The following is an 18,795-nucleotide window of genomic DNA, read 5'->3' as shown; positions in this document are numbered from 1 at the left end:
CGCCAGAGCGTCCCGGCAGCGTCCTTATCATTATACGGAATTTTTCCGGCTTTTTCAACGTATGTTTTGTTGTACGATAAAAATAAAGCGGCCGCCGCACAAAAAGCTGTGCGGCGGCCAAAGGTAAGAGAGGGCGTTATCAAATTCAGCTGGCCAGAGAGGCTCGGCTGGCTGCGGGCTGGGGGGAGACGTTCCGGGTGTGGCGGATCTCCTCCCACTGGGTGGTCTGCTTCACCAGGCAGCCCAGGGTGATGGGCACCCAGGACAGCAGGAACAGGCCATATAGCCCCAGGGCGGGCAGCAGGCGGCGGTCCCACTTGCCCTCCAGGGTCAGAACTAATGCGGCGGCGGCGGTGGAACCTAAGATCATCCCTGCCAGCTGGCTGAGGACGGCGGCCAGCAGCACCCAGGGAGCCAGCTCCGCCCGGGGACAGGCCAGGGCGGCAGACACCGACGACAGGATCAGTCCGCCCAGGGCCGCCGCCTGATAGAAGGGCGTCACCAGCAGGGCGGCCAGGTCGACCAGGGCCAGAGGGCTGCTCCCCTGCTCCACGCCCCGGCCAAGTTGGGACAGATACCGCCCGGCCACCTGAATGGTCCCGCTGGTCCATCGGCGGCGCTGCTTCACGGACACGGCATAGTCCAGGGGCTGCTCGTCATAGGTGATGGCCCGGGGGACCCAGACCACCTTCTCCCCCGCCAGGGCGCACTGGACGGTCATCTCCAGGTCCTCGCTGAGGGTGTGGGTGTTCCAGCCGCCCATGCCCTCCAGCACCCGGGCGGCCACCATAAAGCCGGTGCCGTTGATCATAGCAGACAGGCCGACAGCGGCCCGGCTCTGGTTATAAAACCGGTCCATCATCCAATAATAGATGGAGTAGCAGCCGGACATGGGGGTGTCATAGGGGTTCTTGCTGTCCCGATAGCCCTGGGCCGCCCCGGCCCCGGACTGACAGGCCAGGTCCATCTCCCGCAGAAACCGGCTGTCCACCACGTTGTCCGCATCGAACACGCAGTAGGCGTCATACCGGCGGCCCCGGAGCCGGGCATAGGCAAAGCGGAGCACCTCCCCCTTGCTCTTCACCGGGCGGTCACACTTCAGCACCCTTGCCCCAAACCCGGCAGCCGCCCGGGCGGTGTGGTCGGTGCAGTTGTTGGGGATGACCCAGATGTCGTATCGCTCCGGGGGATAGTCCTGCATCAGCAGACTGTTGATCAGCGGCCCGATGACCAACTCCTCGTTCCGGGCGGCGATGAGCACGGCGAACTTCGTCCTGGCTGGACGGATGGGAAAGGGCTTCTGCCCCCTCCAGCACATCAGTCCACTGACCAGATAGTATCCGCCCCACAGGGCCAGCAGCCCTCCCGCAGTGGCCGCCAGGGCCTTTATCAGCATCACGATCCATTCCATGTCCTTCTCCTCCTTGGTGGTTCTGCCATCATCCTAACAGACGAAGGTTAAGAAGCCAGCGGGAAGAAGTTTAAGGTTTTATAAAGACTTTATAAAGGTCCGCCCCTTTCGTCACAATTTCGACATACTTTCTTTACGGTTTATTGATTTGACGGTTTTTAACATATCCTGTATAATTGATTTATACAAATTGGCCAAAACCCTGTTTTGGTCTGCTGGCCCGGAACACCCTTATCGCCCGCGCTCACGGCGTTTTCTCCGCGTGTTCCCCGCAAAAAGGAGGTTCATTTTGATCCGCTTCGAGCATGTGTCCCTGCGTTATGGAAACCAGACCATTCTGAACGACCTGAATTTTGAAATCAAAGAGGGGCAGTTCGCCGTCCTCATCGGCCCGTCCGGCTGCGGAAAGACCACCACCCTGAAGATGATCAACCGGCTCATCCAGCCCGACAGCGGGCACATCTATCTGGGGGGCCAGGACGTGGCCAAGACGGACCGGTATCAGCTCCGCCGCCGCATCGGCTATGTCATCCAACAGGTGGGCCTGTTCCCCAACATGACGGTAGCCCAGAACATCTGCGTGGTGCCCCGGCTGCTGGGCGCGCCCCGGGAGGGCTATGACAACCTGGTGCGCCGGATGCTGGCCATGGTGGACCTGCCCTATGAATCCTACGCCCACAAATACCCCTCGGAGCTGTCCGGCGGCCAGCAGCAGCGCATCGGTATCCTCCGTGCCCTGGCCGCCTCGCCCCCGGTGGTGCTGATGGACGAACCCTTCAGCGCCCTGGACCCCATGACCCGCCGCTCCCTCCAGCTGGAGATCAAGCAGCTGCAGCAAAAGCTGAACAAGACCATCGTCTTTGTCACCCACGACATGGACGAGGCCCTGGACCTGGCCGACCTGATCGTCTTTCTGGACCGGGGGAACATCGTCCAGGCCGCCGCCCCGGAGGAGATGCTGGAGCACCCCGCCACCCAGCAGGTGCGGGACTTTTTGGGCAGCCACGTCTCCGGCCCCTCCCCCGCCGACCTCACCGCCGCCGACGTCATGCGCACCGGCGTGGTGGTGGTCAACCAGAATCGGGGCATCCACGAGTGCGTCAGCCGGATGCAGCACCACAACGTGGACACCCTGCTGGTGGTGGACGAGGCCCTGCGCTATCAGGGCACGGTGTCCATCGCGGACATCCGTCTCACCGGCCACGTGGTCAAGACCATCGGCCCGTTGGTGCGGAACAACACCCCCACGGTGGGCGCGGAGGACAACGCCAAGGACTGCTTCGATCTGCTGGCCTCCAGCGGCTTCCCCTATCTGGTGGTCCTCTCCCCGGACAGGACGGTGGCGGGCATCATCACCAAGACCTCTATGGCCGCCGCCATGGCGGAGCATCTGTGGGGGTGATGGATATGACCATGCAGACCGTCCGCGACATTCTCCAGGCCGTGGCCATCCACCTGGGCTATACGGTGGTCTCGGTGGCGGTGGGCTTTGTGCTGGGGGTGGCCCTGGGCATCGTCCTGTCCCGGTTCCCCCGGGCGGCCCGGTTCATCCTGCCCACCCTGTCCGTGCTGAACACCGTGCCCGGCATCGTCTTCATCGGCCTGCTGTTTCTGTGGCTGGGGATGCGGCCTGTCACCGTGCTGGCCGCGCTCAGCATCTACGCCGCCTTCCCTGTGCTGAAAAACACGGTGGCGGGCCTGGCGGCGGTGGAGCCCCAGTATAAAGAGGCCGCCCGGGGCTGCGGCATGGACCAGCTTCAGCGGCTGCGGCTGGTGGAGCTGCCCCTGGCTATGCCCACCATCATCGGCGGGCTGCGCCTGTCCACGGTGTACACTGTCAGCTGGGCGGTGCTGGCCGCTATGATCGGCCAGGGCGGACTGGGAGACTTTATCTACAAGGGCGTCAGCTCCAACAACCATGTGCTCATCCTCCAGGGGGCCATCCCGGCGGCCCTGCTGGCGTTTTTGCTGGGCTCCCTGGTGGACGCCCTGCAAAAGCGGGTGGTCCCCCGTGGGATACGGGGCGGAAAGGGGGCGGCGTAGAGATGACCATGCTCATGCTGCGGGACCACCTGGCTCTGGTGCTGGCCGCCATGCTTTTGGCCGTGGGCCTGGGCGTCCCGCTGGGGCTTGCCTCCTATCTCTACCCCAAGGCGGGGCGGGTCATTCTCCGCCTGGTGGACCTGATCCAGACCACCCCCGCCCTGGCTCTGCTGGGTGTCATTATGGTGGCCATGGGGCCGGGCAAGCCCACGGTGGTGGTGGGGCTGGCCCTCTATTCCCTGCTGCCCATCGTCCGCAACACCAGCCTGGGGCTGTCCCAGGTCCCCGCCTATTTAAAAGAGGCGGGGGACGGCATGGGCATGACCCGGGCCTATCGCCTGCGCCACGTGGAGATGCCCCTGGCGCTGCCCATGCTCTTCACCGGGGTGCGCATCGCCGCCGTCAACGCCATCGGCACGGCGGTGTTCGCCGCCTTTGTGGGTGGCGGCGGCCTGGGCGGGGTGTTTTACACTGCGATTCGGCAAAAGGACCTGCCCCTGATGCTGAAGGGCACCGCTGTCCTCATGGTCATGGCGCTGATCTTAGACCTGGCCCTGTCGGCGGCGGAGCGGCGGCTGAATGACCGCCGGTGGCGCAAGCCCGCGCCCCCCTGGCTCCGCTGGACCGGCGGGCTGGTCTGCGCCGCCCTGTGCGCCGGACTGCTCCTGTTCCCCCTGCTGCCCCAAAGCGCCGCCGGGACCCTAGTGCTGTATGACGGGGACTACACCGAGGTGAAGCTGATGCACCGCATCATCCGCCTGCTGGTGGAGGACCAGACCGACCTAACTGTGGACATCCGGGACCAGATGACCCAGGTGAACAACTATAATGCCCTGCGGGGCCCCTCTCCCAGCTGCGATCTGATGTTCACCTATGACGGCACGGTGCTCACCACCTTCCTGGGCCGGGACACCGCCGATATCCCTGCCGGGGAGAGCCTGTTTGACTATGTGAATGCCCAAGTGGCGGAGGACGGCCTGCGGCTGCTGGGCAAGGTGGGCCTGAACAACACCTATGCCGTGGGCGTCACCGCCCAGGCGGCCCGGGAATACGGCCTGACCACCCTCAGCGACCTGGCCGCCGCAGCTCCCGACCTGCGCTTTGGGGCGGAGCACGAGTTCTTCACCCAGGAGGGCAGCATGAAGTTCGACCCCTTCACCCGGTTCTACGGGCTGAATTTCCGCACCGTCTCCGCTGTGGACGTGGTGCTGAAATATCAGGCCCTGGAACAGGGGGCCTTCGATGCCATGATCGTCTATACCACCGACGGACTGAACAAGCGGGCGGGGCTGACCATTCTGGCCGACGACCGGGGCTTCTTCCCGGAGTACAACGGGGCCATTCTGGTGCGGGAGGACCTGTTCAGCCGCCACCGGACCGACACACCGGAGCTGGAGCAGGTGCTCAGCCAGCTCACCGGCCAGGTCAGCAGCGCCGACATGGTGGAGATGACCTACGCCGTGGACGTGGAGGGCCGGGACCTAGAGACCGTGGCCCACGATTTTCTGGTCCAGCGGGGCCTGCTGGCATAAAAATGGCATAAGAAAACCATGCGCTCTGAAACGACGACAGGTCGGAAAGGGCGCATGGTTTTTTTGTGCGGCGCATACCCTTACTACAAAAGGAGGGAGCGCCCATATGAATATAAGCATGGAACAGCTGCGGTATAAAGAGGTGGTCAGTCTGGCCGACGGCACCCGGTTCGGCTATGTGGGGGATTTAGAAGTGGACACCGACCTGGGCCAGGTCACGGCCCTCATCATCCCGGGCCGGCCCCGGCTGCTGGGACTGCTGGGCCGGGAGCCGGACCGGACCATCCCCTGGTCCGCCGTGCGCCGCTTTGGGGAGGACATCGTCCTGGTGGACCTGCCCGGCCAGCGGGGGGACTGATTTTTTTCACACGTCCCAGGCCCGCCCGGTGGCGAAAAACCACAGAACCCGCCGCCGCACCGGGCGGCCCAATATCTCTTCCAGGGCGCGGCTGTAGGCAGACAGCTGCTGGCGGTACTCCTCCCCCCGCAGGGCCTCGCCACCGGGCTGGATGCGGTCACTTTTAAAGTCGATGACGGTGACGCCGTCCCCGTCGTCGAACCAGGCGTCGATGACGCCCTGGAGGAGCACCTCCTCCCCCGCCTCCGCCTGGGGCTCATACTCCCGGGCGGGGACCAGCAGAGAGAATTTAAACTCCCGGCGGCACTCCCTGGCCGCACACATGGCCCGGCCCAAGTCGCTCTGGAAAAAGGCGGACAGCACCGCCGGACGGATGGCCTGGCGCTGCATGGGGGTGAGAAAGCCCTCCCGGGTCAGCCGGTCCAGCTCTGCCCGCACCCCCTCCGGGCTGTGGTCCCCGGTCAGGGGGAGATACTGCATGGCCTGGTGGAGGGCGGTGCCCCGCTGGGCGGCGGTCAGGCCCCGTTCCTCCGCGGCAAAGCGGGGGCGGTGGATGGCGGGTTCCGATTGGGGCAGGTCGGTGGACATGCCCTCCTCCGCCGCCTCCTGGTCCAGGGGCCGCCCCTTCCGCTGGGTGGCCGTCACCTTAGAGGGCACGTCGGCCAGGGCCAGATGGGGATAGCGCCAGGACAGATCCGGCTCCGGGCCGTCGTCCGCCTGGGCCTTCTCTTCCGCCCGGAATATAACGCCGTCCCGGTCAGCCTGGTCCTCGCTCAGATCGTTCACCCAGCGGATGTCCCAGCCGGGGCCGATGTCGGGGTCCGGGAAGTCCTCGTCATGTCCCGGACCGCCCAGGGCGCGGAGGAGCGAGGCCTCTGGCCGGGTCATGGCATACAGCAGCACCCAGTGGCCCACACTGGGCTGCACCGACAGGGTCATGGGGGAGACAGGCAGAGACAGGTCCTCCCCCAGATCGGCCAAGGTCTTGCTCCCGGCGGTGAGGGCCACGGACAGGATCAGTTTCTCCCGGGCCCGGGTCATGGCCACATACAGCAGCCGCAGCTCCTCGGCCATCATCTCCTGGTCAAGGCGCAGGGCCACCGCCTGGCGGGCCAGGGTGGGATACTGGACCATCCGCTCCGGCTCCAGCCCCTTGGGACCCACGCCCAGCTCCGGGTGGAAGAGCACCGGGGCCTTCAAATCGTCCCGGTTCAGCCGTCGGCTCAGGCCGCACACCAGCACCACCGGCTTCTCCAGCCCCTTGGAGCGGTGGATGGACAGGATGGACACGCCCTCCCCCTCCTGGGCCGGGCGGGCGGCGGTGAGCTTGCCCCCCGTCTGGCGCAGCCGGTCCAGCCGCAGCAGGAACTGGAACAGGGTCCGGCAGCCCCCGTCCTCCATCTGCCCGGCCAGGGCATAGAAGGACAGCAGGTTCTCCTGCCGCTTGCGCCCCTCGTTCATGGCGCCGAAGACGCCAAGCAGGTCCGCCGTCTCATAGATGTGCCAGATGAGCTGGCGGCAGGTCCTGTCTCCCGCCCCAAAGCGCAGCCGCTCCAGCTGGTCCAAAAAGTCTGCGCAGTCCTGCTCCCCCCGGGCCGCCCCGGCAGCCACGGCAGAATAGAAGTCCTCCCCCTGGTCGGCAGCGCGCAGCTCGGCCAGCCGGTCGGCGGTAAAGCCGTACACCGGGGAGCGCAGGGCGGCCAGCAGTGGCACGTCCTGCCGGGGGTTGTCCACCAGGCGCAGGATGGCCAGGGCCACGTTTACCTCGGTGGTGGACAGAAAGTCCTCGTTCCCGTCGGCCACCCAGGGGATGTTCTCCTCCCCCAGGGCGCGGGTGTAGTAGTGCAGCACCGCGCCGGGGCTGCGCAGCAGGATCATCACGTCGCTGGGCCGCAGGGGCCGCTGGTGGTCCCCCTCGGTCACCATCATGGGCTTGTCCAGCAGCTCCCGCACCCGCCGGGCGGCAAAGCGGGCCTCGGCCTGGTCCTTGTTCTCCCGGTCCTCCTGGCTCTGCTCCCCCAGATAGGCCAGGTCCAGCACGTCCAGCTCCAGGGCATAGTCCGCCCCCTCCGGGTCGGGGAATGCCGCCCCGGGGACCAGAGCCTGGTCCTCGGTGTAGTCCAGCTCCCCAAAATCCCCGGACATGACGTTTCGGAACAGATCGTTGCAGCCCAGCAGGACCTGGGGCCGGGAGCGGAAGTTCCGGGACAGCACCCGCCGCCGGGGCTGGCCTGGCCGGGCGCTGGCTCCGTTTGGGAAGCGGCGGTATTTGTCCAGAAAGATGGTGGGGTCGGCCAGGCGGAAGCGATAAATGGACTGCTTCACGTCCCCCACCTGAAACAGGGTGCGCCCCTGGTGGGAGATGGCCTGGAAGATGGCGTTCTGCACCTGGTTGGTGTCCTGATACTCGTCCACCTGGACCTCTTCAAAGCGATCGGCCCACATGCGGGCGGCCTGGGTGGGCTGGCCCTGGTCATCCAGCAGCAGCTTCACCGTCAGGTGCTCCAGGTCGGAGAAGTCCACCAGCCCCCGCCGCCGCTTCTCCCTGGCATAGTCGGCCAGAAAGTCTGTCGTCAGGTCCATCAGGGCCTGGACCACCGGGCGGGCCAGGGCCAGCTCCTCCCCCAGCTCCCGGCTGTTCTCCTGGAACAGGGCGGAGAGCTTTTCCAACTGCTTCTTGCACCGGGCGCGGATGGACTTGATGCGCTCGGCCCGGTCCGCGGCGTCCATCTCTTCCTGGGCGTCCAACTCTTTTGCCCGCTTCTTCTTCCGCCCCAGGGTGGGGAACGGGATGGGCAGGCAGGCGCTGGTCTCGTCCCAGCCGTGGGCGGCGAGGAGCTTGTCCAGCCGGGCGGCGCTCTCGTACAGGGCGGGGGCGCAGTTGGCCTTCAGCAGCTCGTCCTCCCCCACCAGGTCCAGGGCCTGGCCCAGGCGCTTCCGACACCAATAACACCGGCGGCGCAGCTCCTCCAGCAGGATGGCCCCCCAGGGGGTGTCCTCCATGTCCGTGCCCGGGGCCAGCTGCCAGCGGCTCTGCTCCTCCCCCAGCCAGCGGGCGGGGTCGGGGTGGCTCTGCACCCGTCCGGCGATGTCCAGCACGATCTGGGCCAGGCGGCTGTCGTCCCGCCCGGCGGACAGAGTGTCCACCAGCTGGGCGAAGGGCCCCTGGGGGTCCAGGCCCTCATAGCGGCGGTCCAGAGTCTGCTCCAGCACCCGAGCCATGAGTACCTGGGCCTCCCCCTCGTCGCACAGACGGAAGTCGGGGTCTAAGTCCAGCAGATGGCCGCTCTCCCGCAGCACGGCGGAGCAGAAGGCGTGGATGGTGGAGATCTGCGCCTTGTATACCAACGTCAGCTGGCGCTGAAGGTGCCGGTCATGGGGCCGCTCGGCCAGACGGACGGCCAGCTCCTGGGCCACCCGGGTGCGCAGCTCGGCGGCGGCGGCTTTGGTATAGGTGATGACCAGGAACCGGTCAATGTCCAGCCCCTCCTCCGTCACCCGGTCCAGCAGCCGCTCCACCAGCACCCTTGTCTTGCCAGACCCGGCGGCGGCGGACACCAGCAGCTCGCCCCCCCGGTCCTGTACGATATCCTGCTGTTCCGGGGTCAAAGGAAACGCCATGGCTCACCCTCCCTAACTTCAACTTCGATCTTAGTGCTTCAGCACGTCCAAAAATTTCTCGATGCGGATGCCCTTGTTCTTCTCGATCTCGTCCTTCTCCAGGTCGATGAGCGTCTCCAGCACGTCCATGGCCCGGCGCACCGCGCCCTGGAAATCCGTGCCGCCCAGCAGCTCCCCCACCAGCACGGCGGAGAACATGTCCCCCGTGCCGGGGAAGTGGACGTCGATGAACTGAAAGGGGATGGAGAAATACTCCTCCTTCTTGTGGTCATAGCCCCACACGGCGTGTTCCCCCGTCTCCGTCTGCTTGCCGCTGGTGATGACCACCGACCGGGGACCGAAGGCGCGCAGGGCATCCACCACCTGGCGGACCTGAGCCTGGGTCAGGCTCTCCTGCCCCTCGTACAGGCCGGTCAGAAACTCCGCCTCGGTGAGGTTGGGCACGATCACGTCGGCCACGCCGATGAGACGGCGCATATTCTCCACCGTCTCCTCCGTCACGCCGTTATACAGCTTGCCCTCGTCGGCCATGATGGGGTCGGTCATCACCAGCAGGCCCTCCTTCTTCTGGCTGGCGATAAAGTCCCGGATGATGCCCACCTGGGCCGCCGAGGCCAGAAAGCCGGTGGTGATGCAGTCGAAGCGAAAGCCCAGCTCCTTCCACACGGCGATGGCCTTGGTCATATAGTCGGTGGTGTCCAGAATGGTAAACTTGCCATAGTCCAGGGTGTTGGAGACCAAAGCGGTGGGCAGGTTATAGACGCTGTGGCCCAGGGTGGACAGCACGGGCAGCATGGCCGCCAGGGCCACCTTGCCATAGCCGGGCATGTCGTTGATGATGAGCACGTTTTTGCCGTTTTCCATAGTGGTGAAACCTCTCTTTTTTCCTCAGTCCTTCTGCAAAAAATCCAGGACCAGGGGGTTGAATTCCTTCCAGTTGTCCCGGGCCACAAAGTGGTCCCCGGGCAGGATGGCCAGTTTGCCGTGGGGGATGGGCGCGGCGATCATGCGGGTGTGGGCCTCATAGATCATGTCGTGGTCCCCGGCCACCACCAGCACGGGCATCCTCAGGCCCCGCAGGGCCAGGTGGTCGATGTGGGGCTGGGTGACCATCAGGTCCAGCAGTTCGAACTGCCGCTCCAGCTCCGGCTGCACGTGGCGGGCCGCCTGGAGGGCCGCCCAGCGCAGGCGCAGCTTCATCCGCAGGCCGCTTTTCAGCCCCTCCGGCTCCAGATTGGCCCCGCACAGCACCAGCTTTTCAATGTACTGGGGGTATTTCAGGGCGAAGATCAATGCCACGTTCCCCCCGTCGGAAAAGCCCAGCAGGTGGCACTTTTCAATGCCCTGTTCGTCCAGAAAGTCTTTTAAGTCCTGGGCGAACTGCTCCAGGGTGAAGGGCGCCTCCCCCCGGGGTGAGCCCCCGTGGCCCCGGGTGTCCAGGGCGATGACCCGATAGTGGGCGGCAAAGGGCTCCATCTGGTGTTGAAAATAGGTGTGGTCCTCTCCGTTTCCGTGGAGCAGGACCAGGGGGAAGCCCTCCCCCATCTGCTCGTAGTGCAGCGTGATATCCATGTTTTCTTCTTGTCTCCTTATGTCACAAAGCCCGGCGGGGCTTTTTTGCTGTTTCAAAGGCCCGTCTTCAATAGGGGCAGCACGTTGATCACCGGCTCCTCATAGGGGTGGGCCGATTTGATGGCCGCAAGGGTCTCGTCCAGCCGGGCGGCCAGGCAGCACACCTCGATCTTGATCTCCTCCGCCCGGCACAGCTGCCCCGGCTGGCCCAGATAGGGGTCCGTCCCCGCCAGGGGCCGCCAGCAGCTGTTCACCCGGCTCCAGGACAGGCAGCGATCGTACTGGCCGATGTGCCCCGCGTCCACCGACCACAGGGCCTGGCAGATCGGGTCGAAGTGGTCCTCCGGCAGGAAGATCTCCAGCTTATACACATCAGTCATGCTTTTTGCCTCCGTCCACCTGGGTCCAGAACTCCGCCGCAGCCAGCTTGTGGGCCCACCGGCGGCAGTCGCCCCCCCGGCCCTCCTCAAAGTGGCAGGCGGCGGCGTAGTCGCAATAGCGGCAGGCGTTCTTGTCCGGCCCCCGCCAGAAGGGGTCGGCGGCGATGGCCCCCTGGCCCAACTCCCGGCAGATATCCTCCAGCACCTGCTGGATGTGGTAGCCCAGCTTGCCGAACTGCTCGGCGGTGGCCAGGGCCTCCCCGGTCACGTCACCGGAGGTCTTGGACACCCGCAGGGGCAGAAAGCGATAGCCCGCCTCCCCCGCTGTCTCCATGGCGTCCAGCACGCCCCGGTCATTCAGCACCAGGCCGCTGCGGGTCAGCTCTTTATCCACCGCCTTGCGCCACTGGTCGTCGTCCATGGTCCGGCTGCCCTGGATCACTGCCTCGTGGGCGGGGAGATAGAGCACACCGGCGCTTGCCACGGGCATATTGTAAAGGTTTTCTCCCTGTCGCTCCAGGGCAAAGAGATACAGCAGCGTCTGCAGCCCTAAGCCGTTCCAGACCTCCGTCCAGTCGAAGGACTTCTTCCCGGTCTTATAGTCCACCACCCGCAGATAGAGCCGTCCGTCCCGGACCCAGCCGTCCACCCGGTCCACAAAGCCAGACACGCTGATGGTCACCCCGTCCACGGTCAGCTCCACCGGGGGCAGGTCCCCCTTCCGGCCAAAGCCCAGCTCGAAGGAGATGGGCTTGAAGCTGCCCGACAGCAGCTCCTGGGCCACGTTCTCCACCACCGCCTGGACCGAGCGGAGCAGACGGCGGAACAGATATTGAAAGCGCTCTGACTGGCCCTCCAGGCCGCCCAGCTCCTCCCGGGTATAGCGCTCCACCGCCGCCCGGGTCAGGTCGGCTAAATGGGCGCGCTCCCGGTCCTCAAAGTCCGGCTCCATGCCGGGGAGCCGGGTCTGCTGGAACATCTCGTCCTGCATGACCTGCTCCAGCACATAGTGGACAAAGGTGCCGTAGGCCGGGGCGGAGAACCCCGCCTGCCGCCGGGGCTCGGCCTTCAGGCCATAGCGCATGAAATAGGCGAAGTGGCAGGAGCGGTATTTGTCCATGCGGGAGGCGGACATGGCCACCCGCCGGCCATACAGCCGGTCGGCGGCGGAGCGGGACAGGGTGCCCCGTCCCCAGTGCTCCGCCCGGTCCTGGCGCTCCAGCGCCCCGGCATACTCGGGCAGACCATCCAGGGCACGGCGCGCCCGGGGATTCCAGCCCGCCTGCTCCAAGGCGGGCCTGGGGGCCTCTAAGGCAAACTGACCGTCGCGCTCCTCCCGGCTCACCGTCAGGTCGGAGAAGATCCGCAGCAGCCGCTGGGCCAGAAAGCTGGGGCGGCGCTCCTCCCCGCCGGGGCCGCAGGCCGCCCAGGACACCAGCAGATATCGGCTGGGCCGGGTGCAGGTGAGATAGACGGTGGTCATCTCCCGGTACAGCAGCTCCCGGGCCGAGCCGCTCAGCTCCAGGCCATACAGAGCCAGCAGACTGCGGTCGTCATCCGACAGCAGCCCCGGGGGACTGCCCGCCTGGGGGATGGACCCGTCATCCGCCCCCAGCAGGATCAGGGCCTTCACCTGGTGGCCCGTCTGGCGGGTGGTCTCCCCCGCCGTCACCCGGTCCAGGGAGACGGGGATGGCCCCTACCTCATATTGGGACAGCACCAGGCGGAACAGGGCGGCAAACTCGTCCAGCTCCATGGGCCGCTCCCCCAGCAGGGCGGCGCACTGCTCCAGGCCGCCGCACAGGATGTCCCACAGCTGGCGATATTCCTCCGCCAGCAGGGGTTCCCCCCGGCGCTTCAGCTCCTCCACCCGCTGGGCAAGGCGCTCCGGCAGGCCGATCTCCTCCAAAAATGTGTAAAGGGCTATCGCTTGACCGCGCCCGGTTTTATTGGCGTTGCGACGCAGCATCTCCAGAGGCTTGGCCACAGTCCGCCGGGCGGCGTCCAACCGGTCCACCAGAGTGCGGTCCGCCTCCTCCCAGGGGAAACCATAGCCCCTGGGATGCCAGGCCCAGGGCTTGTCCTGGGTCCAGGCGCTCCCCCGGATGTCCCACTCCAGCACATAGTTTTCCAGCAGGTCCCGGTCCTCCTGGGGCAGGTCCGTAAGCCCCGTTTTCAGATAGCGGAACACGTCGTCATAGGCATAGTTCCCCGCCACCGTGTCCAGGGCCGCCGTCACCAGGGCCAGCACGGGCTTTTCCAGGATGTCCGACATGGCGGAGGAGAACACAGGGATGCCGAACCGGGGGAAAATGCTCTCGATCAGGTCCCGATAGGCCCCATAGTTCCGGGCCACCACGCCGATATCCCGAAAGCGCAGGCCCTGGTCCCGGGCCAGGCCCAGGGTGCGGGCGGCGGCCCACTCCACCTCCGCCCGGGGGCTGGAGGCCCGGAACAGCTCCACCGCCCCGGCCTGGGGGATGGGCTGGACCTCCTCGTGGCCGAAGAGGGCGTACTCTAAGTGCTTCAGGCTGTCAGGCTTTGGGCTGTAGTCACTGACAAGGTGTTCCACCTCACAGGAAATTCCCTCGCTGGCGGCCAACCGCAGCAGCCGGGCGGCGGTGAGTCGGGCGGGGGAAAAGATGCCCGTGCCCCCCTCGTCCTCCTCCAGATGGTCACAGGTCAGGGTCACCGTCACCTGATGGGCCTGTCGGAGGAGGTGGCGCAGCACCTCCTGCTGCTGGGGGGTGAAGTCGGTAAAGCCGTCCAGCCACAGGTCCTTCCCCTCCGCCCAGGCGCAATGGGTCAGCTTGTCCGCCGCCCGGGTGAGCCGGTCTCTGGGGTCCAGGGCCGTCTGGGCCACCAGGGCCTCGTAGGCCCCGCAGATGAGCCCTAAGTCGGTGAGCTTGTCCCCGCTGGGGCCCTCGGCCTCCTCCCCCGCCCGGATGAGCTGCTCCGGGCTTACCCGGCAGCTTTTCAGCTCGTCCACCGTGGCCAGCAGGGATTGGAGGAAGGCCGGACGCTTGGAGGGGCGGCCATAGACCTTCAGCTGCTGGGCGGTCTCCTGCACCGCCCGATACATCAGCAGCAGCCGTCCGCCCCCGTCCAGCTCCTCCTGGCCCAGTCCGCCCGCGGCCTGGAACACCCGGTTGGCCAGGCGGCTGAAGGACAGCACCTCTGCCCGCAGGGAGATCCCCGGGCCGCCAGCCTTACATAAGGCTCGCTCGGCCTCGTGGGACTGCTGCTCCGGGGTCATCAGCACCTGGGGCCGCTCCCCGGCGGCCTGGCACAGGCGGTTTAGCACGGCGGTGGTCTTGCCGCTCCCGGCCCGTCCCATGAGAATGCGCAGCATCCGGCTTCCCCCTCTCTTGTTACAAAATCGGCCTTTATTTTACCACACTTTCCCCTGCAAAAAAAGAGACGGAATGTAAAAAATGCCCCGGGCTTTTCCTGGGAAAAGCTCCGGGACCTCTGGGCGATATGCTTCACGGCGTTTTCTTTTCTTCGATGGTCTGATACAGCCAGTTCAGGGCGTCGGTCAGGCCGCCCAGTTGGTCGATGAGGCCCAGCTGCACCGCCTCCTCCCCATAGAGGATGCTGCCCACGTCGGCGGCCAGCTCGTCGGTGCGCAGCATCAGCCGGGTCAGGTCCTCCCGGGAGATGTGGCTGTTTCCGGTGACGAAGCGGACGATGCGCTCCTGCACCCGCTCGAAGTAGTAAAAAGTCTGGGGCGCGCCGATGACCAGGCCGGTCAGCCGCACCGGGTGTACCGTCATGGCGGCAGAGGGGGCGATAAAGGACCGCCGGGCCGCCACCGCCAGGGGCACGCCGATGGAGTGGCTGCCCCCCAGCACCAGGGAGGCAGTTGGCTTAGACATGGAGGCGATCAGCTCCGCGATGGCCAGCCCTGCCTCCACGTCTCCCCCGGCGTTGTTCAGCAGGATGAGCAGGCCGTGGATGTCCGGGTCGCCCTCCACCGCCGCCAGCAAGGGCAGCACGTGCTCGTATTTGGTGCTCTTCATGCCGGAGGGCAGCAGCTGGTGCCCCTCGATCTGCCCCACGATGGTCAGCACATAGACCCGCCCCTCCTCCCGCTGGATGAGGGAGGTACCCAGGTCCACCAGGTTCTGCGTGTTGGCCGGGGCCTCCGGCTGTGTGTGCTCCTGTTCCATGTCTGCCATTTCTTGCGCCTCCTAAACCGGAATTTCTGTTAGGGTGCGCGGAATAGGGCCGGTTTACTCACAAAAATGGGCGCAAAAAAAGCGGCGTGACGAAAATTCGTCACGCCGCTGGTGTTCCGGCTAAAATCAGCCCCGCTCACGCATCTTGGCGAAGCAGTCGCTGCAATAGACAGGACGGTCAGACTTGGGCTCGAAGGGCACCTTGGCCTCGCCGCCGCAGGCAGCGCAGACAGCGGTGAAGTACTCACGGGGGCCACGAGCCGCGTTCTTGCGGGCATCACGGCAGGCCTTGCAGCGCTGGGGCTCGTTCTGGAAGCCGCGCTCGGCATAGAACTCCTGCTCACCGGCGGTAAAGGTAAACTCGTTGCCGCACTCTTTGCATACCAGGATCTTGTCTTCGTACATGGATAATTCCCTCTCTTTGACTGTTGTCCGGCCCTTTCCGGGTCGAACGGTGTAATATTGCGATCAGCTCTCGCTGGATACGCCGGAAGAAAATTGCTGCGCCACCTTGCGCCGAATGCGTTGGATCGCGTTGTCCACCGACTTTGGGGGGCGGCCTACCTGGCGGGCGATCTCTCCGCAGGAGAGGCCGTTGAGGTATAGGGGTAAGATGTTCCCTTCGAGCTCAGATAACTGGCCCTTCAGAGCGTCTAGTCGCTCTTTCAGTTCCTCCCTGCCGATGATGACGTCCTCGGGACTTTCGACGCTGGAAAACAGGTGCGCGTTGCTTCCATCAAAAAGAGGGGGTTCAAAAGAGACGCTGTGGTTTAAGGGGGCGTGCTTTCCGCCCTGGGCCGCGCGGATGGCGGTGTAAAGGCGGCTGCGGATGCATATCTCCGCATAAGTCCGAAACAGGGTGTCCCGCTGGGGGTCGAAGCCCCGGATGGCAGTGAGCAGACCCAGCATACCCTCTTGGATCAGGTCCTCGCTGTCCCCTCCCGCCAGAAACAGGGGGCGGGCACAGGCACGGACCAACTGCCCGTAGCGGCTGACCAGCTCGGTCTCCGCCTGGGGATCGCCCCGGGCAGCGCGCAGACACAACTCCCGGTCTAAATCGTCCGGGGAGGAGTCTGCTTGCCTATTAACACTTCTGCTATCAACCATAATAAACAAAATCGCCGGATTTGTCAAGGGGCCTGTGGAAATATTTTGTTCAATTTTCCAGAACCGACAAAATCCGTGGCAGATGCTTACAGCTTGGCGATCAGATCCGCCAGCCGCTGGGCGGCCTCCTGGGCGGTCTGCTCTGTCTTGGCCTCCACCATGACCCGCATCAGGGCCTCGGTGCCGGAGGGGCGCACCAGCACCCGGCCGTCATCGCCCAGCTTCTCCTCCTCCCCGGCCACGGCCTGGGCCAGCGCTTCGCTGGCCATGATGGCCTTTTTGGCGTCGTTGTTGGCCACGGGGATGTTGATGAGCACCTGGGGATACCGGGGGCAGGCCCCGAAGACCTCAGAGGCCTTTTTGCCGCTCTCCTTCAGCAGGGCCAGCATCTGCAAGGCGGTCAGCTCGCCGTCGCCGGTGGTAGCGTGCTCTAAGAAGATCATGTGGCCGGACTGCTCGCCGCCGATGGCATAGCCCTTCTCCAGCATCCGCTCCAGCACGTTCCGGTCCCCCACGTTGGTGCACTCCAGCTTCATGCCGTGCTCCTTCACGAACTGGTGCAGCCCTAAGTTAGACATCACCGTGGCCACCACCGTCTCGCCGGACAGCTTGCCCTTGTGCAGCATATCTAACCCGCAGGCGGCCATGATCTGGTCCCCGTCGATGAGGTTGCCCAGCTCGTCCACCGCCAGGCACCGGTCCGCGTCGCCGTCGAAGGCGATGCCGATGTCATAGCCGCCGGCCTTGACCATGGCGGCCAGGGCGTCGGTGTGGGTGGAGCCGCACTTCTCGTTGATGTTCACCCCGTCGGGGTCGGCGTTGATGACGTCGGTGCGCAGCTTGGAGAAGCGGTCAAACAGCCGGGCGGCGGTGGCGGAGGCCGCGCCGTTGGCGCAGTCCACCAGGATGCGCAGCCCGCCCAGGGTGGAGTCGATGGTCCCCTCCAAATGGTCGATGTAGTCCTCCGAGGCCTTGGGAGCCACATAGCTCACCTTGCCGATGTCCCCGTGGGTCTTGCGGGGCACGTTGTTGTGGCCGAAGAGGACGATGTCCTCGATCTGCTCCTCCAGCTCGTCAGAGAGCTTAAAGCCCTTGCCGTTGAAGATCTTGATGCCGTTGTGCTCGAAGGGGTTGTGGCTGGCGGAGATGACGATGCCCGCGTCCGCCCCCTCATCCACCGTCACCCAGGCCACGCCGGGGGTGGGCAGGGTGCCCAGGTCCATCACGTCGGCCCCGGCGGTGCACAGGCCCGCGATCAAGGAGCCCTTCAGCAGGTCGCCGGAGATGCGGGTGTCCTTGCCGATGGTGACCAGGGGCTTCTCCCCCGGCTGCTTGTCCTTGGCCAGCACCTGCGCGGCAGCCAGGCCCACCTTATATGCCAGATCCGCATCCAGACCGGCGTTGACCACGCCGCGGATGCCGTCGGTCCCAAATAACTTTCCCATAGTTCGATCTCCTCATTCTTATTCTGTCTGACCCGGCCCGAAAGAGCCGGTTTTGTATACTTTTTTACAGGGACAGCTGGTCCAGGCCGCTGTTCTCCCCGGTCAGAACGCCGGGGACAGGCAGGCCCAGGTGCTGATAGGCCTTTGCGGTGACGCACCGGCCCCTGGGGGTGCGGGTGAGGAAGCCCAGCTGCATGAGATAGGGCTCGTACACGTCCTCCAGGGTCACGGCCTCCTCGTTGATGGTGGCCGCCAGGGTGTCCAGGCCCACAGGGCCGCCCCGATAGTTTTCTATGATGCTGCGCAGCATCCGGTGGTCGATGGCGTCCAGGCCCAGATGGTCGATCTCCAGGGCGGTGAGGGCCTCGTCGGCCACCTTTTTGGTGATGACGCCCCCCGCCCGCACCTGGGCAAAGTCCCGCACCCGCCGGAGCATCCGGTTGGCGATACGGGGCGTGCCCCGGGAGCGCCGGGCAATCTCCATGGCCCCGTCGTCCTCGATGGGCACCTCCAGAATGTCCGCCGAGCGCTTGACGATGAGGGCCAGCTCCTCCGGGGTGTACAGCTCCAGCCGCAGCGTCACGCCGAAGCGGTCCCGCAGGGGGGCGGATAACTGTCCGGCCCGGGTGGTCGCCCCGATCAGGGTGAATTTGGGCAGGTCCAGCCGCACGGAGTTGGCCGAAGGGCCTTTGCCGATGATGATGTCGATGACATAGTCCTCCATGGCCGGGTATAAGATCTCCTCCACCTGGCGGTTCAGCCGGTGGATCTCGTCCACAAAGAGGATGTCGTTCTCGTTTAAATTGGTCAGCAGGGCGGCCAGGTCCCCCGCCTTTTCGATGGCGGGGCCGGAGGTCACCCGCACGTTTACCCCCATCTCGTTGGCGATGATGCCAGACAGGGTGGTCTTGCCCAGGCCCGGGGGGCCGTGGAGCAGCACGTGGTCCAGGGGCTCGTGGCGCATCTTGGCCGCCTGGATGAACACCTCCAGGTTGCCCTTGGCCTTCTCCTGGCCGATATACTCCCGCAGGGTCTTGGGCCGGAGGGAATATTCGTTCTCATCCTCCCGGGTCAGGGAGGTGGTAACAAGGGGCTCCTCCATGTCCTGGGGGTCAAAATCCGAGTTGGAAAAATCAATAGACATT

15 protein-coding genes are annotated in these 18,795 nt (G+C 65.4%); 4 read left to right on the top strand and 11 right to left on the bottom strand.

Features of this window, described 5'->3' with window-relative positions; translation table 11 throughout:
• Positions 1-145: 145 nt before the first annotated feature.
• Complete coding sequence (locus ACSAMP_RS04350; protein ID WP_457799647.1) at positions 146-1,411, bottom strand: glycosyltransferase family 2 protein; 1,266 nt, start codon at positions 1,409-1,411, stop codon at positions 146-148.
• Positions 1,412-1,700: 289 nt separating this feature from the next.
• Here ACSAMP_RS04350 and ACSAMP_RS04345 point away from each other — a divergent pair, with 289 nt between their 5' ends.
• From ACSAMP_RS04345 to ACSAMP_RS04330, 4 genes are all read left to right on the top strand, one after another.
• Entirely contained in the window at positions 1,701-2,813 is a 1,113-nt protein-coding gene (locus tag ACSAMP_RS04345; protein ID WP_457799646.1) for a betaine/proline/choline family ABC transporter ATP-binding protein, read from the top strand.
• A gap of 5 nt (positions 2,814-2,818) precedes the next feature.
• Entirely contained in the window at positions 2,819-3,454 is a 636-nt protein-coding gene (locus tag ACSAMP_RS04340) for an ABC transporter permease (protein ID WP_457799645.1), read from the top strand.
• Between the two features lie 2 nt (positions 3,455-3,456).
• Complete coding sequence (locus ACSAMP_RS04335; protein WP_457799644.1) at positions 3,457-4,986, top strand: glycine betaine ABC transporter substrate-binding protein; 1,530 nt, start codon at positions 3,457-3,459, stop codon at positions 4,984-4,986.
• A gap of 106 nt (positions 4,987-5,092) precedes the next feature.
• Positions 5,093-5,344, top strand: a complete 252-nt coding sequence (locus ACSAMP_RS04330) for a YlmC/YmxH family sporulation protein (protein ID WP_457799643.1) — start codon at positions 5,093-5,095, stop codon at positions 5,342-5,344.
• 6 nt (positions 5,345-5,350) lie between these two features.
• Here ACSAMP_RS04330 and addA read toward each other — a convergent pair whose 3' ends face one another.
• The 10 genes from addA to ruvB form a co-directional block, all read right to left on the bottom strand.
• Entirely contained in the window at positions 5,351-8,965 is a 3,615-nt protein-coding gene (addA, locus tag ACSAMP_RS04325; protein WP_457799642.1) for a helicase-exonuclease AddAB subunit AddA, read from the bottom strand.
• A 30-nt stretch (positions 8,966-8,995) separates the two neighbouring features.
• Entirely contained in the window at positions 8,996-9,829 is an 834-nt protein-coding gene (locus ACSAMP_RS04320) for a pyridoxamine kinase (protein WP_457799641.1), read from the bottom strand.
• Between the two features lie 24 nt (positions 9,830-9,853).
• Positions 9,854-10,537, bottom strand: a complete 684-nt coding sequence (locus ACSAMP_RS04315; RefSeq protein WP_457799640.1) for an alpha/beta fold hydrolase — start codon at positions 10,535-10,537, stop codon at positions 9,854-9,856.
• A gap of 53 nt (positions 10,538-10,590) precedes the next feature.
• Complete coding sequence (locus tag ACSAMP_RS04310; protein WP_441795789.1) at positions 10,591-10,917, bottom strand: YqfO family protein; 327 nt, start codon at positions 10,915-10,917, stop codon at positions 10,591-10,593.
• Positions 10,910-14,269 (bottom strand): PD-(D/E)XK nuclease family protein, encoded by a 3,360-nt coding sequence (locus ACSAMP_RS04305; RefSeq protein WP_457799639.1) that lies wholly within the window; start codon positions 14,267-14,269, stop codon positions 10,910-10,912. The genes ACSAMP_RS04310 and ACSAMP_RS04305 overlap by 8 nt, the downstream gene beginning before the upstream one ends.
• 133 nt (positions 14,270-14,402) lie before the next feature.
• On the bottom strand, positions 14,403-15,089 hold the full coding sequence (locus tag ACSAMP_RS04300) for a ClpP family protease (protein ID WP_457799709.1): 687 nt from the start codon (positions 15,087-15,089) through the stop codon (positions 14,403-14,405).
• Between the two features lie 135 nt (positions 15,090-15,224).
• Positions 15,225-15,503 carry a zinc-ribbon domain containing protein gene (locus ACSAMP_RS04295; protein ID WP_457799638.1) on the bottom strand — a complete coding sequence of 93 codons (279 nt, stop codon included), beginning with the start codon at positions 15,501-15,503 and terminating at the stop codon, positions 15,225-15,227.
• A gap of 63 nt (positions 15,504-15,566) precedes the next feature.
• Positions 15,567-16,205 (bottom strand): sigma-70 family RNA polymerase sigma factor, encoded by a 639-nt coding sequence (locus tag ACSAMP_RS04290; RefSeq protein ID WP_441795792.1) that lies wholly within the window; start codon positions 16,203-16,205, stop codon positions 15,567-15,569.
• Positions 16,206-16,291: 86 nt separating this feature from the next.
• Positions 16,292-17,650 carry a phosphoglucosamine mutase gene (glmM, locus tag ACSAMP_RS04285; RefSeq protein ID WP_441795793.1) on the bottom strand — a complete coding sequence of 453 codons (1,359 nt, stop codon included), beginning with the start codon at positions 17,648-17,650 and terminating at the stop codon, positions 16,292-16,294.
• Between the two features lie 64 nt (positions 17,651-17,714).
• Positions 17,715-18,794, bottom strand: coding sequence for a Holliday junction branch migration DNA helicase RuvB (gene ruvB / locus ACSAMP_RS04280; protein WP_457799637.1), 1,080 nt, complete (start codon positions 18,792-18,794; stop codon positions 17,715-17,717).
• Position 18,795 lies beyond the last annotated feature (1 nt).

The sequence above is a fragment of the Flintibacter sp. SJQ-8 genome, assembly GCF_054108085.1.
The sequence above is the reverse complement of the archived record's forward strand: the minus strand, read 5'-3'. Positions and strand labels throughout refer to the sequence as shown.